This window comes from Thermostichus sp. MS-CIW-37, from assembly GCF_054060065.1.
On sequence record NZ_JBSSCV010000007.1, the window covers coordinates 78,141 to 96,058 of the forward strand.

Consider the following 17,918-nt stretch of genomic DNA (forward strand, 5'->3'; position numbering starts at 1 on the left):
TTTTCCATTCTGCTACAGGCTTGAGCCACCTCAACAGGGATCTTCCGGCAGAAGCCAAAGGGTTCTGTCCCGCTGACGCAATCGACCAAAGCCGACCCGTCGATCCCGTAGCCCTTTCGCCAGCCGCCTGCGCGGGATCAACAGCCAAACGCTCTACCCCGAAAGGACTCCTAGGAACCCGGTTCACCGGCGCTGCACGGCAACAGTGTTCCGGCAAGCCCGCAGAAGGGCTATATCCCTTGATTGAGTTGCTGGCCCACAGGATAGGATGGGATCCGATGTGCAGATGGTTTGATGTTCTCTATGGAACTTGCCGATCTAAGACGCACCCTAGAATCGCTCACCTTACGCCTGAGCAACGCTCAGGACTATCTTTGACCTGCCTCACCTGGAGCAACAGATCGCCATCCTAGAGCAGGAAGCCTCCCAGCCCCAGTTTTGGAATGATGTAGAGGCAGCCCGCCGCCACATGCAGCAGCTCAACAGCCTCAAAGCCTCCTGGGATCAGGTGCATCGCTGGAAGGATCGCCTAGAAGATGCCGTCAGCGCCCTTGAGCTGCTCCAAGAAGAGCCCGATCCAGAACTCTTAGCCGAGACAGCGGGATCCCTGGCAGTGGTGGAGCGGGAGTTGGGCCAGTGGGAGCTACAGCAACTGCTCTCCGGCCCCTACGACAAAAACGGTGCCATCCTCACCATCACCGCCGGCGCAGGGGGAACCGACGCCCAGGACTGGGCGGAAATGCTCCTGAAAATGTACACCCGCTGGGCCGAAAACCAGGGCTACAAGGTCAGCCTCTCGGAATACTCCGAAGGTGCCGAAGCCGGCATCAAGTCCGCCACCCTGCTGATCGAAGGCCCCTACGCCTATGGTTATCTCTCTGCCGAGAAGGGTAACCACCGGATGGAGCGCATCAGCCCCTTCAACGCCAACGGCAAACGGCAAACCAGCTTCGCCGGCGTAGAGGTGATGCCGATCCTGGAAGAGGAAAGCGAGTATGAGCTGAAGATGGAAGATCTGGAGTTCGAGACCTCCCGCTCGGGTGGAGCAGGTGGCCAAAACGTGAACAAAGTGGAAACAGCAGTGCGGGTGATCCACAAGCCCACCGGCATTGCTGTGCGCTGTACCGAAGAGCGCTCCCAACTGCAAAACAAAGAGCGGGCCATCCAGATCTTGAAGGCCAAGCTGATCGAGATGGAAGAAGAAAAACGCAGACAAAAGCTGGCCGAGATTCGCGGCGAGATGGTGACTCAGGGCTTTGGGGGGCGTATTCGCACCTACACCTTCGATCCTTACAAGTTGATCAAAGATCACCGCACCAACGCCGAAACCTACAATGTCGAGGCCTTTATGAACGGTGAGCCGAGCGAGCTGATGCACTTTATTCAAGCCTACTTGCGGCAGGAAAATGCCAAGCAAGCCGCTGCCGTTTAGAGTCGGCTCCAGCGCTCCCACACTGCCTGCATCAGAGCAAGCCGCTCCTCCGGTGAGGCCATTTGGAGCTGAACGGGATCCCCTTCTGGAAAGACCCCCCCTACCCCCCACCCCACAGCTCTGGGGCAAGCCGTCTTCTCCTGCAGGGATCCCGCCCAGGCCAGTCCATGCCAAGCGCCGATGGCAGTCTCCAGCGCAGAAGAAAAAACCAGATCCAGGCCGGGATGTCGGCTGAGATACTCCCGCAGCGCGATACAGGAGCCCACCAAAGATGGCTTCACCACCAGGATCCCTGTCCATCCTGAGCGATGGACGGCTTGCAACTGTTCCAAACAGGCCACCGATTCATCCAAAGCAATGGGGGTCTGGTACTGGCGGCTGAGCTCCACCAGATGGGAGTGCTGATTCGGCGGCAGAGGCTGCTCCAAAAACTCGATCTTGCCCGGCGAGTCCTGGTTAAGCCGATCACAAACGGCCAGCCACCGGTGGGCCTCCGCAAGCCCTAGTCCCCCATTGGCATCCAAACGCAGACGGGATCCCGGCGGCAACCGCTCCAGCCATTGCTCCAGCTTCTCCAACTCCTGCTGCATGGGATCCCTCCCCACCTTGAGCTTGTACACCGCTCGCGTCAGCGGGACGGAGTCCTTGTAGGCTCCCGACGGGATGGTCTCCCCCAAAAGTTCACAGAAAGAGAGCAAAGAGAGATCCCTATTCAACCCATCGGGATCCCGACAGGCCAGCCAAGCGCATTCAAACCCAAACCGGCAGGTTGGCAGTGCTTCTGGGATCCCCAAAATATGCGCCTCCGACAAAAGAGGGGGCAACTGCCGACAAAACTCCAGAGCCTGCTCCAGGGTTTCGCTGCCAAACCAAGGGATGGGAGCAATTTCCCCATATCCTTGACAGCCTGTCTCCCGATCTGTAAGCCGGATCAGGATCCCTTCGCGCACGGACCACAGTCCGTGGTGGGTACGCAGGGGCCGCCGAAAGGGACGCCGATAGGAGCAAAACGCAAAGGAAAACCGCTCTTCCAGCCGCCTGAGCGGTGCAGACTCCTCTTTCTGGGTATCCCCTGCGGGTGATCTACTGTGCCTACCAACCACAAAAAACCAAGCAGGATAGATAGATAAAGAAGGGAAAAACTCCGGCTTTCTCAGAGGTCTGCTCTTCAGATCAAAAACGATCCCCGTCGCTTTCTTTAACACCCTGAGATTGACTCATAATGGCTCATAATAATATTTTTATAATAGTATTTATTTATAATAATGACCTCAATCCAAAGTTCTGGTCACTTCAGGTCAGGGTGAGACACCTGGGCTACTGAAAAAAGCCTTCTGGCACAATGCATTATGCATTATTGCTCCGCAACGCTGACGCGACGACGCAACCAACGTTTTAGGTGTGGGTGCAGTGTCCTAGTTTGAATCGAAACGACCATAAAACACCGGCTCAACTTCTGCCAAGGCAGCTTCCGGCCCCACCAGAGCAATGGCCGAGTTGGTCAGGTAGGTTTTTGCGGCTTGATGGAGCTGCTCTGGGGTGAGTTGCCTGACCCTCTGCAAATACTGCTGGTCAAACTCCATGCCCAAGCCCAAAATCTCGTACCAGCCCACCAGTTGGGCCACCTGGGCATTGGTTTGTTTGCTGAGGGCGTATTGGCCCAGAAGTTTGCGCTGCGCCATTTCCACCTCCGCCGGATCGAGGGGATTGGCCTGCAGACGGTGGATTTCTGCTTGTAGGCGCTCCAGGGCCACCTGAGTATTCTCTGCCGCAGTGCCCATGTAAACCCCAAAAGGGGCGGGATCCCGACGGGTGGCAAAAAAAGCCGAGACCTCATAGGCCAGGCCACAGCGCTCCCGCAGTTCCACGAACAGACGGCTGGACAGACCGCTCCCCAAGTAGGTGGCCAGCAACTTCAGGGCCGGATAATCCGCAGAAGCAGCAGGGGATCCGCGAAACCCGATCAAGATCGTCGTCTGCTGAGTGGGCTGGGGCAACCTCAGCAGTTGGGGATCCCTCAGAGGGGGTAGGGGAACATCCCGATCCTCTGGAGAGGGGCCGGGAACAACCCAGTCCCCCAAAGCCGCTTCCACCTGGGCAGCCATTTGCTCCGGCGGCTCTGGGCCGATCACCACCATCACCATTCCATTGGGACGACAGTAGGCCGCGTGATAGGCCACCAAATCCTCGCGGGTCAGGGATCCCACCGTCTCCAGCCGTCCCAACCCCGGCAGGGCGTAGGGATGATCCCCATAGAGGGCCTGTCGCACCTGATCGAAAGCCAGGCTGAAAGGCCGTTCCTGCTGGGCGCGAATGGCTTGCAGCATCAACCCCTGCTCTCGCGCCACCTCCTCTTCAGGAAAACTGGGATCCCGTAATATCTCCGCCAGCAAATCCAGCAGCTCCGGGAAATCGGCAGCCACACAGCGCAGGCTCACCTCGAAAGAGTCGGCAGAGCTGTCCACCGATAGCGAGGCCCCCAGCGATTCCACCCCAGCAGCAATGGCCTGGGAGTTGCGCCGATGCGTGCCTTTGGTGAGGACAGCCGCCATCAAGTGGCTCACCCCCGCCTGTTGCGGTTGCTCTGCCCGGCTGCCACCGCGGAAAAAACAGTGGGCAGCCAAGATCTCCACCGTTGGGTTCTGGCCCAGCAACAGCGTGATGCCATTGACCAAAAGGACGCGCTGTAAACGGCCACGTTGGGTGGCAAGCAGAGCAGAGTTCATGCAGGCAAGGGATCCCGTCCAAAATCCGAAAGTCAAGAGTCCAGAGCGTCGAGGCAGCGCTCACCGACAGGCCAGTTGCAGCTCCGAGGCCATTGCTGGATCGAGGGCAGTCGGCTTGAGAACGGTGACTACATAAGCCTCCGGAGACAAGTACTGCTGAGCCAACTCCCGGATCTGAGCCGGAGTAAAGGATTGCACCAGCTCCAGGTACTCTTGAATGCGTTGCACCCCGCCCAGCGTCTCGTAGTAGCCATAGATGCCCGCCAATTGGCTGGGGGACTCGGCGGAGAACAGAAACTCATGGATGAGCATACGCCGGGTGCGATCCAACTCTGCTTGGCCAATGCCATCCTGCTGCAGCTTTTCAATCTCGTGCAGGATCGTCGCCTCCACCCGCGCCACATCCTTCGGCTCCAGCTGAGCGCCGATACAAAACAGTCCCCCCTCCTTCAACACCAGCGAAGAACAGCCAATGGCCCTCACCCAGCCCCGCTGTTCCCGCAGCAGATGCACCAGCCGCGAAGTACGGCCATCTCCCAGCAGAGAAGCCAACATCTCCAGGCCACAGGCTTGCTGCCAATCGTCAATGCCAACAGTAGGCCAGGCCAACTTCAGGCGGGCTTGCTCCAAGCGGGCATGGTCGCTCTCCCGGCGCAGGATCCCTTGGGGACGAGGCTGGGGCGGGATGGGGGGGCTGGCCGGTGCTGGCCCAGCAGCAGAGCTGCCAAACTGCTCCTCCACCAAGGCCAACGCCCGCTCGGGATCGATGCCACCCGTCACCACCACCGTCATGGATTCAGGCCGATACCAAGCGCGGTGGTAAGCGCGCATCACCTCAGGGGTCAGTTGCATCAAGCTTTCCGGTGTGCCCAACACCGGTCGTCCATAGGGATGCTCCCCATAGGCGGTCTGCATCAAAAGCTGATAGGCCGTGTAGTCCGGGTTGTCGGCGGCGCGGCGAATTTCCTCCAGAACCACCTGCCGCTCCCGCTCAAACTCTGGATCCGGGATCCCGGCCCGCAAAACCACCTCTGCCAAGTAGGGCAGGGTATCCGCCAGGTCGGCAGCAGCCACCGTAATGTAGTAATGGGTGTAGTCTTGGCCGGTGGCAGCATTGGTAACTCCGCCCCGTCCTTCCACGGCCCAATCCAGCTCACCAGGGGCCAGCCGCTCGCTGCCCTTAAACACCATGTGTTCCAAAAAATGGGATAGGCCCAGCCACTCCGGCGGCTCATGGCGTCCGCCTGTCCGTACCCAGACATCAACGGTTACAGAATCGGCAATAGGGATGGGATGAAGGATAACGCCTAACCCGTTGCTCAGTCGGTGGGTGTAGGCGGGCAAAAGACGAGGAGAGCGGTTCAAAATTCTTAACTGATGGAGAACAGTCTTAATTGTAGATGGAGAGGGTCTCCCGGAAATAGTATCTGAGACTACTTTTCTTGGTCTTCTCTCCCCGGCTTGCGGAGGCAAAACGCTCCGCCCCTTTTGGGGAACCTTTTGTGGAAGAGGAAGAACCTAGGCGCCTTGGGCCGCCCCCTGTCCACCCATCTCCCCAACTAAGGCTCTTGATGGAAATCCGGGGATCCCTGCCAAGCCAGACTGGGGGATCCCTCTCCGGCCAGATTGTCCTCCACCTGAAATCCAGGGGGCCATTCTTCGCTATCGCGCACCCGCTGCACCACCTCTTGGGGCAGCACGACCCCCAACTGCCGGGCAGCCATGGCCACCACATCCCCCCGGTCGATCAAGCCAGCAATGGCGCCGGTGGGCGTGAAAACCAAAATGCGGCGGGGTTCTGCCTGGCGCATCATCTGAATTACCTGGGGAATGGGGGTCTCTTCTCGTACCCCCTGCAGTTGCTCCATCGGCTTGAGAATGGCTTTCAGGGTGAGGCGATCCCACTGGCTGCGCTCGATGTCGTTGAGCAGTTCTGGCCTGACCAACCCGCGGTAACGGCCATCTTCCTCGGCAAAATAAACCTCCGCTGGCTGAGTTGGGGCTTCCGGCCTGAGAGAAGAAGGCACCAGATAGCGATCCACAAACTCCCGCAGGCTCATGTTCGCGTCCAAAACCCGAAACTGGCGGGTCATCACATCTGCAGCTTTCAGGCGGGCCAGCACCTGCTGCAGTTGCGCGTACTGGCTGTAGCGGCGGGCGGTGTTCAAAATAAACAGGCCGATCAACCCCACCCAGAGGCCGTTGAGGCTCCCCCAAAATACCACCAGCAGACCTAGCCCCACCAAACCCCAGCCCACCCCCTGGCCGGCTCGGGCCGCCCACAGCATACCCTTTTGCCGATCCCCTGTCCAACCCCAGATGGCCGCCTTGAGCATTTGCCCCCCATCCAGAGGCAGGCCCGGCAGCAGGTTAAACAGGGCAATCGTCAGGTTGATGGCAGCCAAGCTGGTGAGGGTTGAGGCCAGCATCGACTCCGGCACAGCCCAAGCCCGGGCCACGCTGAAGAAAACAAACAGACCCAAGCTGAGGAGAGGGCCTGCCACCGCCACGCAAAAAGCCCCAAGGGGGCGGGGAACTTCCCGCTCAATCGCCGCCATACCCCCAAAAATAAATAGGGTTATCGAGTTAACCCGTACCCCATAGGCGCGGGCCACCAAGCTGTGGGCCAACTCATGGGCCAGCAGAGAAAGAAACAACCCCATCGCCGTCAACACCCCGTAGGAGAGCACCAGCAGGAGGGCCGCCGGGAACCAGGTGTAGTCGATGAAAAAGGGGATCCCCCACAAGCTACCGATGCGCAGGCGACTGGTCATGACGATACAACTCCTTACACAGCTCTCACTGGGGAGAAGGCCCAGGAAGGTGCCGTTGAAGACGACAAGCAGCCCCTTAACTTGGGATCCCTCTCCTCCACTGTAGCCCTTCTGCCGGGCCTTCCGTTCCCTTGCGGCTCCCCCGGCAGACAGCGGGCCTGCCCTATCCCTAGAGGCTCTTAAAGATCTTCTCAGAGCAGATCTTCTCAGAGCACAACACTACCTACAACACCGGATCCCTGAAGATTGTGATAACGTGGTTGGGCGTTGGGTCGGCGGGGCCAACCAGCACTCAAAAGTTGGAACGACCGAGCTTTAGCAGGGGAGCTTTGCAGAAGAGGTGTAGCTATGGTGTGGACTTCGTCCCACTCAGGCGAACAGAGCGAAGAAGTACAGGGACTTGATCCCGCCCAGACGATGGGAGCCGCGCCTCCAGGCGAGTTTCCGGCCACAGCCCCGGCGGCCAGCCCGGTGTTCTACCGCACCTACAGCCGTCGCCGCCCAGATGGCAGCCGCGAGACTTGGAGCGAGGTTTGCGATCGCACCTTGGCCGATATTGCCCGGTTGGGGCGCTTCACCCCTCAGGAGCGGCAGTTGGTAGAACGTCTGCAGCGGCAGTTGAAGGCGTTGATCTCCGGTCGAGCCTTGTGGGTGATGGGCACCGACTGGATCCAGAAGCCGGAAAACTTCTCCGGCGCCTACAACTGCACCAGCACCACCGTGGTGGACTGGCAGGCTTTTGGCCTGATGATGGATTTGGCCATGATGGGCTGCGGCACAGGAGCGGTGCTGGAACCCCAATTCATCAACCGCTTGCCTCCCATCCTCAACCGCCTTCAGGTTCACGTCAAGGGATCCATCGGCGCCACCCCTCCCGAAGAGCGGCAGGAACACACCCGCATCCACTGGCAGGGATCCCAGGTGCACATCCAGGTGGGGGACAGTCGCCGCGGCTGGGTGGAGTCCTACCAAGCACTGCTGGAGCTGGCCTCGGATCCCGGCTTTGGCGGTCAGGTGGACGTGACGGTAGATCTGAGCGATATCCGCCCTGCCGGCGAGAGGCTGAAGGGATTTGGGGGCGTGGCCAACCCCATTAAGCTGCCCGGCTTGTACGAGCGCTGTGCCGCCATCCTCAACAGGGCAGTAGGGCGGCAGTTGAACTCCGTGGAATGCTGCCTGCTCATTGACGAGGCGGCGGTGGTGGTGGTGGCGGGAAACATTCGTCGTAGCGCTGGCATTCGTCAGTTTGCTGCCGACGACCAGCTGGGATCCACCGCCAAAGACAACTTGTGGCAGCAGGACGAAAACGGCAACTGGAGAATTGACCCCGAGCGAGATGCCCTGCGCATGGCCAACCACACGCGGGTGTTTCACCGCAAGCCAACGCGGGAAGAATGTGTTGAGGCCGTGCGGAAGCAGTTTTACTCAGGCGAGGGGGCCATCCAGTGGGCCGGGGAAGCCGTAGCACGGGCCAATTGCGACCTTATCCCACCCGACCTAAAACCCGACTTTCTCAAAGCCTATGAGGCAGGAACGGCCCGAGAATGGCTAAAGGGACGGGATCCCTCCCTAGGGGAAGAGGAACTTCAGGATCGCCTGTGGCGCTATGGGCTGAATCCCTGCGTGACAGCCGATACCTGGGTGCACACGGGCGATGGGCCGCGCCAGGTGAGAGACCTGATTGGGAAGCAGCACAGCACCTATGTCAATGGAGAACTATTCAGTACCACACCGGAGGGGTTCTTCTACTCCGGTACCAAGCCTGTGCTGAAGCTTTTGACCAAGGAAGGGTTCTCTCTGCGGCTGACAGGCAACCATCGGGTTCTCAAAGTCACCGCTCAAACCCAAAAGGCACAATACACCGAGTGGGTACCGGCAGAAAGCCTACAACCGGGCGACCGCATCCTGCTGCACAACCATCGCGATCTCACCCCGTGGGATGGGGCGGGTACCTGGGAAGAAGGCTGGCTTTTGGGGAATTTGCTGGGTGACGGTAGCCTTACGGCAACCCCGTGGAACGACACGGCTTTATTACGCTATTGGCAAGATACCCAAGCCGAAATGAGCCAGTATGCGATTCAGCTTTTGCAAACGGCAGTGGGTTACGAGCCCCGCCAGCCAGAGGCATATCACTATGCGCAGCTTGGGTTGCGGGTTATCGGCTCCAGGGGGTTGGCAAAACTGGCGGCCCAGTTCGGCATGAGGCCCGGACAAAAGCAGATGACAGAGGCGCTCGAAGCCACCAGCTTCCAGTTTCATCGAGGCTTCTTGTGCGGGCTCTTTGATGCGGATGGCAGCGTGCAAGGTAATCAGGAGAAAGGGGTTAGCGTGCGGCTCTCTCAAAGCCATCTGGGTACCCTCAAAGCGGTTCAGCGCATGCTGGCGCGGCTGGGCATCATTGCAGTTTTGTATGAGAATCGCCGTCCTGCTGGATATCGCCTGCTGCCGAACAGTGCTCGCCAACCTGCACCATACGCTTGCAAAGCCCAGCACGAATTGGTTATTGCCAACGACAACTTGCATCTGTTCCAGGAATGGGTCGGCTTTCGGGAACCGCACAAAGCCCAAAAGCTAGAGGCACTGCTGAATGGCTACAAGCGCCAGCTCAACCGAGAGCGGTTTGCTGTGACGGTTGCTGCCCTTGAGGCAGACGGGGTAGAGCCGGTGTATGACTGTACTGTCCCCGGCCCAGCGTGCTTTGATGCCAATGGGTTTGTTGTCCACAACTGTGGCGAGATTATTGGCCACACATTCCATTGCAACTTGGCCGAGATCCACCTCAACCGTTTGGATCCCCACAACCGGCAAGAGCAAGAGGAAGCCTTCACGGCGGGAGCCCTCACGGTGGCAGCTCTACTCCACCACCGCTTTGTGGAACCCCGCTTTCAGCGCTCGCGGGAATGGGATCCCATCGTCGGCGTCTCGTTCACAGGCCTGTTCGACTTTTGCGTCAAAGCCTTTGGGGTTGAATGGCTGCGCTGGTGGCAGGAAGGGAGACCCGATACCCCCATCGGGAAGGAATTCAAGCAGCAGGAGCGGGAATACCTCAGCCGCTGGAAGGAGATCGTCCACCGCGTGGTCTGGGACTACTGCGACCGCCACAGCCTGCGCCGCCCCAACCGCTGCACCACGGTTCAGCCCGCCGGCACCAAGTCGCTGCTCACCAACGCCTCTCCCGGCTGGCACCCGCCCAAAGCCCAACGCTACATCCGCCGCATCACCTTTGCCAAAAATGACCCGGTGGCGCTGGCCTGTCTGGACTATGGCTACTCGGTGGTACCTGCTCAGGCGGACAAAGATGAAAACGGGAACTTGCTCAACGACCCCTTTGATCCCCGCTGTACCGAATGGCTGGTGGAACTGCCTGTGGAAGTAGAATGGGCCAACCTGCCCGGTGCTGGCCAGATCGAGATCGAGCAATTCTCGGCCCTGGCCCAGTTTGACTTCTATATGCAGGTTCAGAAGTACTACACCACCCACAACACCTCCGCCACCATCGAGCTGCGGGAGGACGAGGTGGAAGCTCTGGGATCCCGTATCTACGAAGCCATCCGCGACGACGAGGGCTACATCAGCGCAGCGCTGCTGGCCCGCTTCGATGCCCCCTTCCCCCGCCTGCCTTTTGAGAAAATCGACAAGCCCACCTACGAACGACTGGTGGCCGAGGTCAAAAAGAGACGGCGGACAGATAACTTCTTCGCGGCCCTGGCCCGCTACGACCGCAACTTTACCTTGGCAGCAGAGGGGCCGGCGGGGTGTGACGCTCTGGGGTGTCTGCTGCCAGATTCGGCGCCTCAGAGCTAACCCCCAAATTCTCCCCGCTGCTGGCCATCCCCACTGGCTGGGAAAGCACAGTCAGGCTCCCTCCTGTGATACTTTTATAGGGATTCCCTCAACCCCCAGGGATCCCTTCTGCCCTTAGAACTGCCCCCATGCAAGACGAAAAAGACACGCTTCGCCAACAGTTTCTCACCCTGCAAAGCGAGGCCCTCGCCCAAGTGGAACAAGCTGACAGTCTGGAGGCTCTGGAACAGATCCGCATCGACTACCTGGGCAAGAAAGGTAAGCTCTCCAAAATCTTGGGGGGGATGGGGAAGTTGCCCCCAGAAGAACGGCCTGCCATCGGCGCTTTGGCCAACACCTTCAAAGAAGCTCTCCAATCCAGCCTGGAGCAGCGCAAACAGGCCCTTGGCGAAGCTCAACTGCTGGCCCGCCTAGAAGCAGAGCGCCTAGATGTCACCATGCCCGGGCCCCGTCGGCCTCTGGGGCGGATCCATCCGCTGCAGGCCACCATCGACCGCATGCTCGATATCTTTGTGGGCATGGGCTACACCGTGGTGCATGGGCCGGAGATCGAGACGGAGTACTACAACTTCGAGGCCCTCAACACCCCTGCCGACCATCCGGCGCGGGATATGCAGGATACCCTCTACCTGGCCGACGGCTATCTGATGCGTACCCAAACCTCCTCGGTTCAAGTGCGCTACATGGAGCAACACCAGCCGCCGCTGCGCATTGTGCATGCCGGTCGGGTGATGCGCCGCGATACCGTGGATGCCACCCACTCCGCTGTGTTTCACCAGATGGAAATTTTGGCGGTGGGCGAGAACCTCACCTTTTCCGACCTGAAGGGCACCCTCAACACTTTCATCACCCGCCTATTGGGCAAGCGAGAAACCCGCTTTCGGCCCAGCTATTTTCCCTTTACCGAGCCTTCTGCTGAGATGGACGTGCGCTTTGGCTCGAAATGGCTGGAAATCTTCGGCTGCGGCATGGTGGATCCCAATGTATTTCAAGCGGTGGGCTACGACCCGGAGCGCTACACCGGATTTGCGGCAGGGATCGGCATTGAGCGGATGGCCATGCTCCTCCACGGCATTCAGGATATCCGCCTGTTTTATACCAGCGACCTGCGCTTTCTGTCTCAGTTTTAGGTGGCTATCTTATCTGAGGAACAAAACCCTCGTCCTGAGCCCTGCAAGACCTTCAGAAAACCCTCTTTCAGGAAAAGGTTTGCTTGTAGATCAACTGCAATTGTTCTAGCTCATCTTGGCGGGCAGCACGGCGCAGCAGGCGCATTTGCTCTTCGATGAGCTGGCGAGCCTCATTACGGCTAATCGGATCGAAGACCAACTCCTCCATGGCAGCAGGATCCCCGCTGTTATCCGGCGGCCTGAAGTAAACCCGAAAAAAGAGCCTTTGGGCGTAGAGAGTGGTGAAGAGAGCCTGATTTTCGTCGACCTGACACAGGCTGTAGAGCAGACCAAATGTGGGGTGATTCAGATACAACTCATTCATGCCCAATAGCGTATCACTCTTGGGGGAGAGGAGAGACTTTTCTTCCCGGTCGGTGCCAGAGAAAGTTCTGGAAATGATGTGGCTATGGCTCTTGAGACCGAGGGTTTGAATCACAAGTTCCGCCCAGCTCGATTTTGGCCGTTGCGACTGGATTCAACATTAGCAAATTAACAAAGTTTTTAGACATGGGTCAGGCCGTTATCGCCGCTGCTGTTCCTGCACCTTCCTCTTCGTGTCATTCAATTCGTTTTCCACCTCTAGCTGACGAAATTGCTCTTCCAATTCATCCCAAGCCTCGAAAGGTTTTCCCCAAGGGCTGAAATTCCGGTCCGGGTTGTCGATGCCTTTGGCTTGCGCGGCTCTTACCTCCTGCAGCTTAGCCTTCACTTCTTGGCGGCGCTGGCGAATTTGCGGCAGCAGCGCTTCCATTTGTTGGATTTTCTCCTTTTGGGCCTTCATTTGACTCCATAGCTGGCTGCCCCTCTCCAACAGCTCAGCTTCCCGGCGTCGCGCTCCTTCGGCTAGATCGGGGCGATTGGCCCGCTGCGCCTTCTCAATGCGAAAGTGCCAGGTTTTGATCTCCTCAGCCAAGTTGAGAATGCTTTTTTGGAGAGCTTCCTCTTGGGCGCGGCTTTCCTGCAACAACCGCAGGGTATCGGATTCCTGCTGGCGCAACTGCTCATCGAGGGCTTGCAGCTCGATCTCAGGGTGGGCCCTGAGAAATTCTTCCAGGCGGGTTTCCAAAAACCGGATGATATCTTCGATCAGTTTCATGGACGGATCCTCTTCCCAAGCCCTCAGTTGCGTTTAGAGTAGCCCAAGCTGGGCCATCCTAGATAGGGTTATCCCATGCCCGTTTAAGACATTCCCTTCGACCTTCACCCAAAGTGAGGCCAGGGATCCATCCGGCACGCCAGTTCACCGCAACTGGGAACTCTCCTGAACCCAACTGCCCCCAGGCGGATCCCTCTCAATCCAGCAAACGGCCATCCCCAACCCGGATAATGCGCTGGGCGGCCTGGGCTACTTCAAGGTCATGGGTGACCACGACCAGGGTGATGCCCTGCCGGTGGAGCTCCGCAAAAAGGTTCAGCACTTCCTGGCCAGTATGGCTATCCAGAGCCCCAGTCGGCTCATCAGCCAGCAACAGTTGGGGTCGGTTGACAATGGCACGAGCAATCGCCACCCGCTGCTGTTGGCCGCCGGAGAGTTGGGCCGGGCGCTGATGCAGCTTGCTCCCCAAGCCCACCTGTTCTAGGGCTTGCTTGGCCCGCTGGCGTTGCTCCGGCTCCGGGATCCCAGCATAGGCCAAGGGCAGCATGACGTTCTCCAGCGCCGTCAGGACGGGCAGGAGATGGAACTGCTGGAAGACAAAGCCAATTTTCTGGTTGCGAATGTGGGCCAAGTCGCGATCGGTCAGCGTGGAAACTTCCACCCCATCCAGCCAGTAGCGCCCTGAGCTGGGCCGATCCAAACAGCCGATGAGGTTCATCAACGTGGATTTGCCGGATCCAGAGGGCCCCATAATGGCGCAATACTCTCCCGGCTGGATCGCCAAGTCGATATCGTAGAGGGCCTGAAAACTGCCCTCCGGCAGTGGATAGACTTTGTTCACCCCAACCATCTGCACTACGGGCGGGCTGGCCGCAGCCAAGGCCTCGGCTGGGCGCTCCAGGGATCCGACCGGCCCACGGCGATGATTTGCCCAGGAATCTTGCTCAAGCATGGTTGGCACCGCGACTTGCCCCATTCTAGCCTTTGGGCTTCCCTGGCTTGACGGCTAACCGGAAGAGCGGATCTCCTGCGGCTGATGGTAGGGGCAGCTCCCCTGGGGATCCACCCTGAGGCGGTAGAGGGGAGAGCGTTCCTGATCGCAGCGAAAGGCTTGGGCTTGGGAAGTCAAGATCTGGCGGGCAAAGCGACAATTTTGGCACTTTTTGCCACCGTGATGACTGGATACAGAAGGCTGTTTTGGACGCGGCACGATCCCTGCTGGAGAGGGAGCAGCCTCTGCCGGGCGGATCAGCTCCCGTGGAGAAAGGCCGCGCAGCACCAGTTCGGATCCCTGCCAGCGGGCTTCCACTAAGCCGGTATCGGCCCAGGCCGGCCAACGGGGATCCTGGGTGATCTGGGGCGGCAGACGCACCTGTACCCCCGCCAAAGTCCGCGGCGACCCCTGCTCCTGCCAAACTTCTTCCACCTCCCCCTCATAGCGCAAAGGGGGATCCCTGATCTCGGCGGGGGAACCGGCCTTCAGCTCCGCGAGCCTAACTGGGGTTTGTAGGTGCCCATCGGGCAACTCCAGCCAATGCCCAGGCTGAGGGCAGTGGACATGGTAGCGATTGCACAGCTCCGGCAGATCCGCCAGATCCTGAGCCTGCTTGGGGTCGGCGTGAACCAAGACCAAATGCTGGGGGCGAAAGGTGTGGATGATCTGGGTGAGATGCCCGACATCGTTGTGGCTGTGCCAGGTTATCCATTCAACGGCAATGCGGGAGCGCAGCGGCGCCGGCCAACGCTCAAACGGGGTAGCCAGTTCCACCTCTGGCAGCCGCACCAGCAGACAGGAGCGCTGCGGTTGGGCCAGCAATCTCGACCAGATGGGATCCCAAGCCTCAGGCCCAGCATCGGCATCGCACAGCAGCAAGCCTTGGGGCAGAGGATCCGCCTCGGTAAGGGGCTGCACCTGGGGGTGTAGGCGGTCTTCCCAGAACAAAGGCTGATAGGTGGCGAAATTGCGCACCGCCTCCGGCAGGTAGGGAAGCAAACGCTCATAGAGATCGCAGCCTGCCGCCAACCCTGGCGCCACCCACACCTTATCGCCGCGCGACGCTTTCGCAGACAGCGCTTGGGGAGACTGGGTAAAGCGATGGTGGGCTTTGAGGAGAAAGATCAGCTCCTGCCCCAACCCCAGCACCGGCAGGGGAAACAGCACCGTTTGCCCCGCTTCCAGGGCGCTGAGCAACCGCTCCACCAGGCGATTTTCCAGGTGACGACGGGCCGGATGACGGGTGGATCCCAGCGAGGCTTCCATAAGCAGCACATCCGGCTGCCAGTGACGCAAAGCGGCGAGATCCAAGCCGGGGGCAAAGCGAGTTGAGGCCAGCGAACAGTCGCCCGTGTACACACAGGTTTGGGCCGGAGAGGTTTGGGTATTTTGCAGCAGGGTCGCCGCCGCCCCTGGCAGATGCCCAGCCGCAAAGAAAGTGAGCATCAGATGGGGCAAAATCTCTCGCGCCCGGCCCAAAGGCAGCGCCCGAAAGGGGGGAAAGCGAATGTCCCGGTCGTAGCCCGGCCAAATACCGCGCTCCCACAGACCAGCGGCCAAATGGGCGGTCACCGGCGTGGCGTAGAGAGGTACCTGAGGATAACGGCGATGAAAGGCAGGCAGCCCCTGCACATGGTCGAAATGGGCATGGCTGCAGATCACCGCATCCGGGATCCCTGGCAGAGCCTTAAAGAGAGCAGGAGCGGGCAACCCACAATCGAGAAGCAAGCGGTGGCATCCGATCTCCACCCAATAGGCACAGCCCTGTTGACGGGGATCCGTACCCAGGGGTAGCAGTCGCAGGGGCGGTCTCTCTGACTCCACAGTTGCGTCGTTTTTACCTACAAGCCTACAAGACCACTTAAAGCCTGAAAAAACGGTTGGGAACTCAGACAGGGACTCCCCCCAGCGCTTACTAACGCACTCTCTTTTCTAGCAAATCAACTCGGCGTCGTTTTATGTTCTGGGTCTCTACAGTCCTAATGAGTCCCGATTCTAGGTCAAGCTAAGATACCAATCTAGATTCCAGCATAGCTTTTGCCATCCAACCCTTTCCACATAGCAGAGAGATAGAATCCCAACAGCCAGGTTCCGGAGAGGGTTGCCAGCTCAGGAGCAGATCGTCAGTTTGGACGCGGGCTGTCTTGGCTCTGCACCCCTAAGAATCTCCGCTCGTGCCAGCGGTGCGAAGCCCTTACAGTCGCTTCAGTCTGGGGTGAGACACCCGGACTACTGAGAAAAACCTTCTGACCCGGTGCATTATTGCTCCGCAACGTTATTGCTCCGCAACGCTGACGCGAAGACGCGACCCATGTTTCAGGTGTGAGCGCAGTGCCTTAGTTTGAATCCAGATGACCGTAATTCTCCTCTGCCCACTCGGCGGTGCGGTTGTTGAGCAGGGCAAGGCCGGCAAAATCGTGATCGTCGGGGCGCACCGTCAGGATCATCAGGTTGTAGAAGGCCCAGACCAAGCCAAACAGCAGCTCAGGCCAAGAGGGATCCCAACTGCCGGCAGAACGCAGGGATCCCACCCCCATAGCCAGAAAAGTCAGCACAATAGCCAGAGCCTGAGGCCCCAAGGAGAGCTGGGAAGGCTGCTCGGGATAGGGGGGCACTCCCTGCAGACTTTGCACCAGCGCCTGGATGGACTGAAAAAACTGGCTGCCCGTCTGCCGTTCCGACTGCCAAGCTGCCCCCCACAAATGCGGGGGAAAGGCCAAGAGCCAACTGATGCGCCCTAGGAGAGCATAAGGCAAAAACCACGCGAAGAAGACCCGGTCAAAGGCCGGCACTGGCATCCACCCCGTGCAGAGAAAGACCATCGGCACCGCCAAGTAGACCAGCTCCGCCATCCCACCGGCAGCCCAGAGGGCCAGCCACAGGTATTGAAAGCGCTGCTGCTGTGTGGTCGGCTTGCCCCAGAAGGGATTTTCCCTCAAGGCCGAAAACAAAGCCAGCAAAGCAACGCGGCGGTTGCGCAAGGGCAACAAAACACCCGTAACCTGGGTTTGGCGAACCAATTGAGACTGCCAGCCGCGGCAGTGCATCTGACACCCCAACTGCACAGGGCGACGAATGTCGATCCGCGGGATCCCTTCCAAAGCCTTGCGCCGGATGAGACAGCCAGAACCCAACAGGGGTGCCGCCTGGTAGCCCTGGGATCCCACCGCCAAGAGCTGCTGCAGTGGGTGAACGGCTCTGGGCTGGCCTAGGGTGCGCAGCATTGCCTGCACAAAGCCAGTTCGGTTGACAATTGGAGCCCGCTCCGGCGAGTCGTAAAAGTGGGGCAAGGTCTGCCACAGGAAGTCCCGCTCGAGAAAATGGCCCGGCTGTACTAGGAGGAGATACTCCCCTTGGATATGAGGGGATCCCATTGCATAAGCCAGGGGGTCGGCTGTGGGGCTAGGGCAGGCCCAGTATTCGCAGGGAATGGCCCGGGCCGCCTTGGCCATCTCCTCATCCTCTACCCGATCCACAATGTGGACAAACAACCGCTCCCAAGGGTAGTCGAGGTGCAGAGCCGAGAGCACCGTCTGCCGGGTTGCCTCTACGGAATCCCACTGGCGCAGCACCAGTACATCCACTCGCGGTAACTGGAAAAACGACCGCCGCAGGACCTCTGGGGATGGGATCGTCTCTCTCGGCACTTGGGGATAGCGGCTGAGGGTAAAGCCCACCGCCGCCAGCCAAACATACAGCTCTGCCCCCCAAAACAAAAGGGATCCCAAATCCATCAACCCGGCTGTCAGTCGCCAGTAGAGGTACATCACCCCGGCAATGAGGTGAAGCAACCCTGCCCAGCGAAACAAATACACCCGCATCAGCTTTCTGCCTTCCGTGCTTTTGCCATTTTCGCCCTCGAAGGGGCAGGGATCCCTAGCTCCTCTCCTCTTCCGGCTGGCCCCAACCTGCAAGACCGG

The 17,918-nt window shown here is 59.4% G+C and carries 12 protein-coding genes; 3 read left to right on the forward strand and 9 right to left on the reverse strand.

Going from position 1 to position 17,918, the window contains the following annotated elements:
* Positions 1-303 precede the first annotated feature (303 nt).
* A protein-coding gene (prfB, locus tag ACVWYZ_RS05020) for a peptide chain release factor 2 (RefSeq protein WP_414355612.1) occupies positions 304-1,432 on the forward strand; the annotation gives its coding sequence in 2 pieces (ribosomal slippage) (positions 304-375 and positions 377-1,432; 1,128 coding nt in all).
* Here the strand turns inward: prfB and ACVWYZ_RS05025 are convergent.
* From ACVWYZ_RS05025 to ACVWYZ_RS05040, 4 genes are all read right to left on the reverse strand, one after another.
* Complete coding sequence (locus ACVWYZ_RS05025; protein ID WP_457466386.1) at positions 1,429-2,535, reverse strand: o-succinylbenzoate synthase; 1,107 nt, start codon at positions 2,533-2,535, stop codon at positions 1,429-1,431. The two genes, prfB and ACVWYZ_RS05025, sit on opposite strands and share 4 nt — an antisense overlap.
* A 312-nt stretch (positions 2,536-2,847) precedes the next feature.
* Complete coding sequence (locus ACVWYZ_RS05030; protein WP_457466387.1) at positions 2,848-4,158, reverse strand: M16 family metallopeptidase; 1,311 nt, start codon at positions 4,156-4,158, stop codon at positions 2,848-2,850.
* A 60-nt stretch (positions 4,159-4,218) separates the two neighbouring features.
* Positions 4,219-5,523, reverse strand: coding sequence for a M16 family metallopeptidase (locus ACVWYZ_RS05035; protein WP_457466388.1), 1,305 nt, complete (start codon positions 5,521-5,523; stop codon positions 4,219-4,221).
* Between the two features lie 194 nt (positions 5,524-5,717).
* A complete protein-coding gene (locus tag ACVWYZ_RS05040; RefSeq protein ID WP_457466389.1) occupies positions 5,718-6,932 on the reverse strand; it encodes a site-2 protease family protein in 1,215 nt (404 codons plus the stop codon).
* Positions 6,933-7,349: 417 nt separating this feature from the next.
* Between ACVWYZ_RS05040 and nrdJ the strand changes: the two genes are divergently transcribed.
* Together nrdJ and pheS are read left to right on the forward strand one after the other, a co-directional pair.
* Entirely contained in the window at positions 7,350-10,736 is a 3,387-nt protein-coding gene (gene nrdJ / locus ACVWYZ_RS05045) for a ribonucleoside-triphosphate reductase, adenosylcobalamin-dependent (protein ID WP_457466404.1), read from the forward strand.
* Positions 10,737-10,864: 128 nt separating this feature from the next.
* On the forward strand, positions 10,865-11,866 hold the full coding sequence (pheS, locus tag ACVWYZ_RS05050; RefSeq protein WP_457466390.1) for a phenylalanine--tRNA ligase subunit alpha: 1,002 nt from the start codon (positions 10,865-10,867) through the stop codon (positions 11,864-11,866).
* A gap of 67 nt (positions 11,867-11,933) precedes the next feature.
* Here pheS and ACVWYZ_RS05055 read toward each other — a convergent pair whose 3' ends face one another.
* From ACVWYZ_RS05055 to ACVWYZ_RS05075, 5 genes are all read right to left on the reverse strand, one after another.
* Entirely contained in the window at positions 11,934-12,230 is a 297-nt protein-coding gene (locus ACVWYZ_RS05055) for a PipX family protein (RefSeq protein WP_011432377.1), read from the reverse strand.
* A 198-nt stretch (positions 12,231-12,428) separates the two neighbouring features.
* The gene (locus ACVWYZ_RS05060) at positions 12,429-13,004 is read right to left on the reverse strand and encodes a TIGR04376 family protein (RefSeq protein ID WP_457466391.1); all 576 of its coding nucleotides are present in this window, start codon (positions 13,002-13,004) and stop codon (positions 12,429-12,431) included.
* A gap of 196 nt (positions 13,005-13,200) precedes the next feature.
* Entirely contained in the window at positions 13,201-13,956 is a 756-nt protein-coding gene (locus ACVWYZ_RS05065; protein ID WP_457466405.1) for an ABC transporter ATP-binding protein, read from the reverse strand.
* A gap of 54 nt (positions 13,957-14,010) precedes the next feature.
* The gene (locus ACVWYZ_RS05070) at positions 14,011-15,822 is read right to left on the reverse strand and encodes an MBL fold metallo-hydrolase (protein ID WP_457466392.1); all 1,812 of its coding nucleotides are present in this window, start codon (positions 15,820-15,822) and stop codon (positions 14,011-14,013) included.
* Between the two features lie 512 nt (positions 15,823-16,334).
* Positions 16,335-17,819: a cellulose synthase gene (locus ACVWYZ_RS05075; RefSeq protein WP_457466393.1), complete on the reverse strand. Its 1,485-nt coding sequence runs from the start codon at positions 17,817-17,819 to the stop codon at positions 16,335-16,337.
* Between the last annotated feature and the right edge of the window lie 99 nt (positions 17,820-17,918).

Bases quoted from the DNA above. Each gene is read 5' to 3' on its own strand.
- ACVWYZ_RS05030 (WP_457466387.1), bottom strand. From the start codon at position 4,158: ATGAACTCTGCTCTGCTTGCCACCCAACGTGGCCGTTTACAGCGCGTC.
- ACVWYZ_RS05040 (WP_457466389.1), bottom strand. From the start codon at position 6,932: ATGACCAGTCGCCTGCGCATCGGTAGCTTGTGGGGGATCCCCTTTTTC.
- nrdJ (WP_457466404.1), top strand. From the start codon at position 7,350: ATGGGAGCCGCGCCTCCAGGCGAGTTTCCGGCCACAGCCCCGGCGGCC.
- pheS (WP_457466390.1), top strand. From the start codon at position 10,865: ATGCAAGACGAAAAAGACACGCTTCGCCAACAGTTTCTCACCCTGCAA.
- ACVWYZ_RS05055 (WP_011432377.1), bottom strand. From the start codon at position 12,230: ATGAATGAGTTGTATCTGAATCACCCCACATTTGGTCTGCTCTACAGC.
- ACVWYZ_RS05060 (WP_457466391.1), bottom strand. From the start codon at position 13,004: ATGAAACTGATCGAAGATATCATCCGGTTTTTGGAAACCCGCCTGGAA.
- ACVWYZ_RS05065 (WP_457466405.1), bottom strand. From the start codon at position 13,956: ATGCTTGAGCAAGATTCCTGGGCAAATCATCGCCGTGGGCCGGTCGGA.
- ACVWYZ_RS05075 (WP_457466393.1), bottom strand. From the start codon at position 17,819: ATGCGGGTGTATTTGTTTCGCTGGGCAGGGTTGCTTCACCTCATTGCC.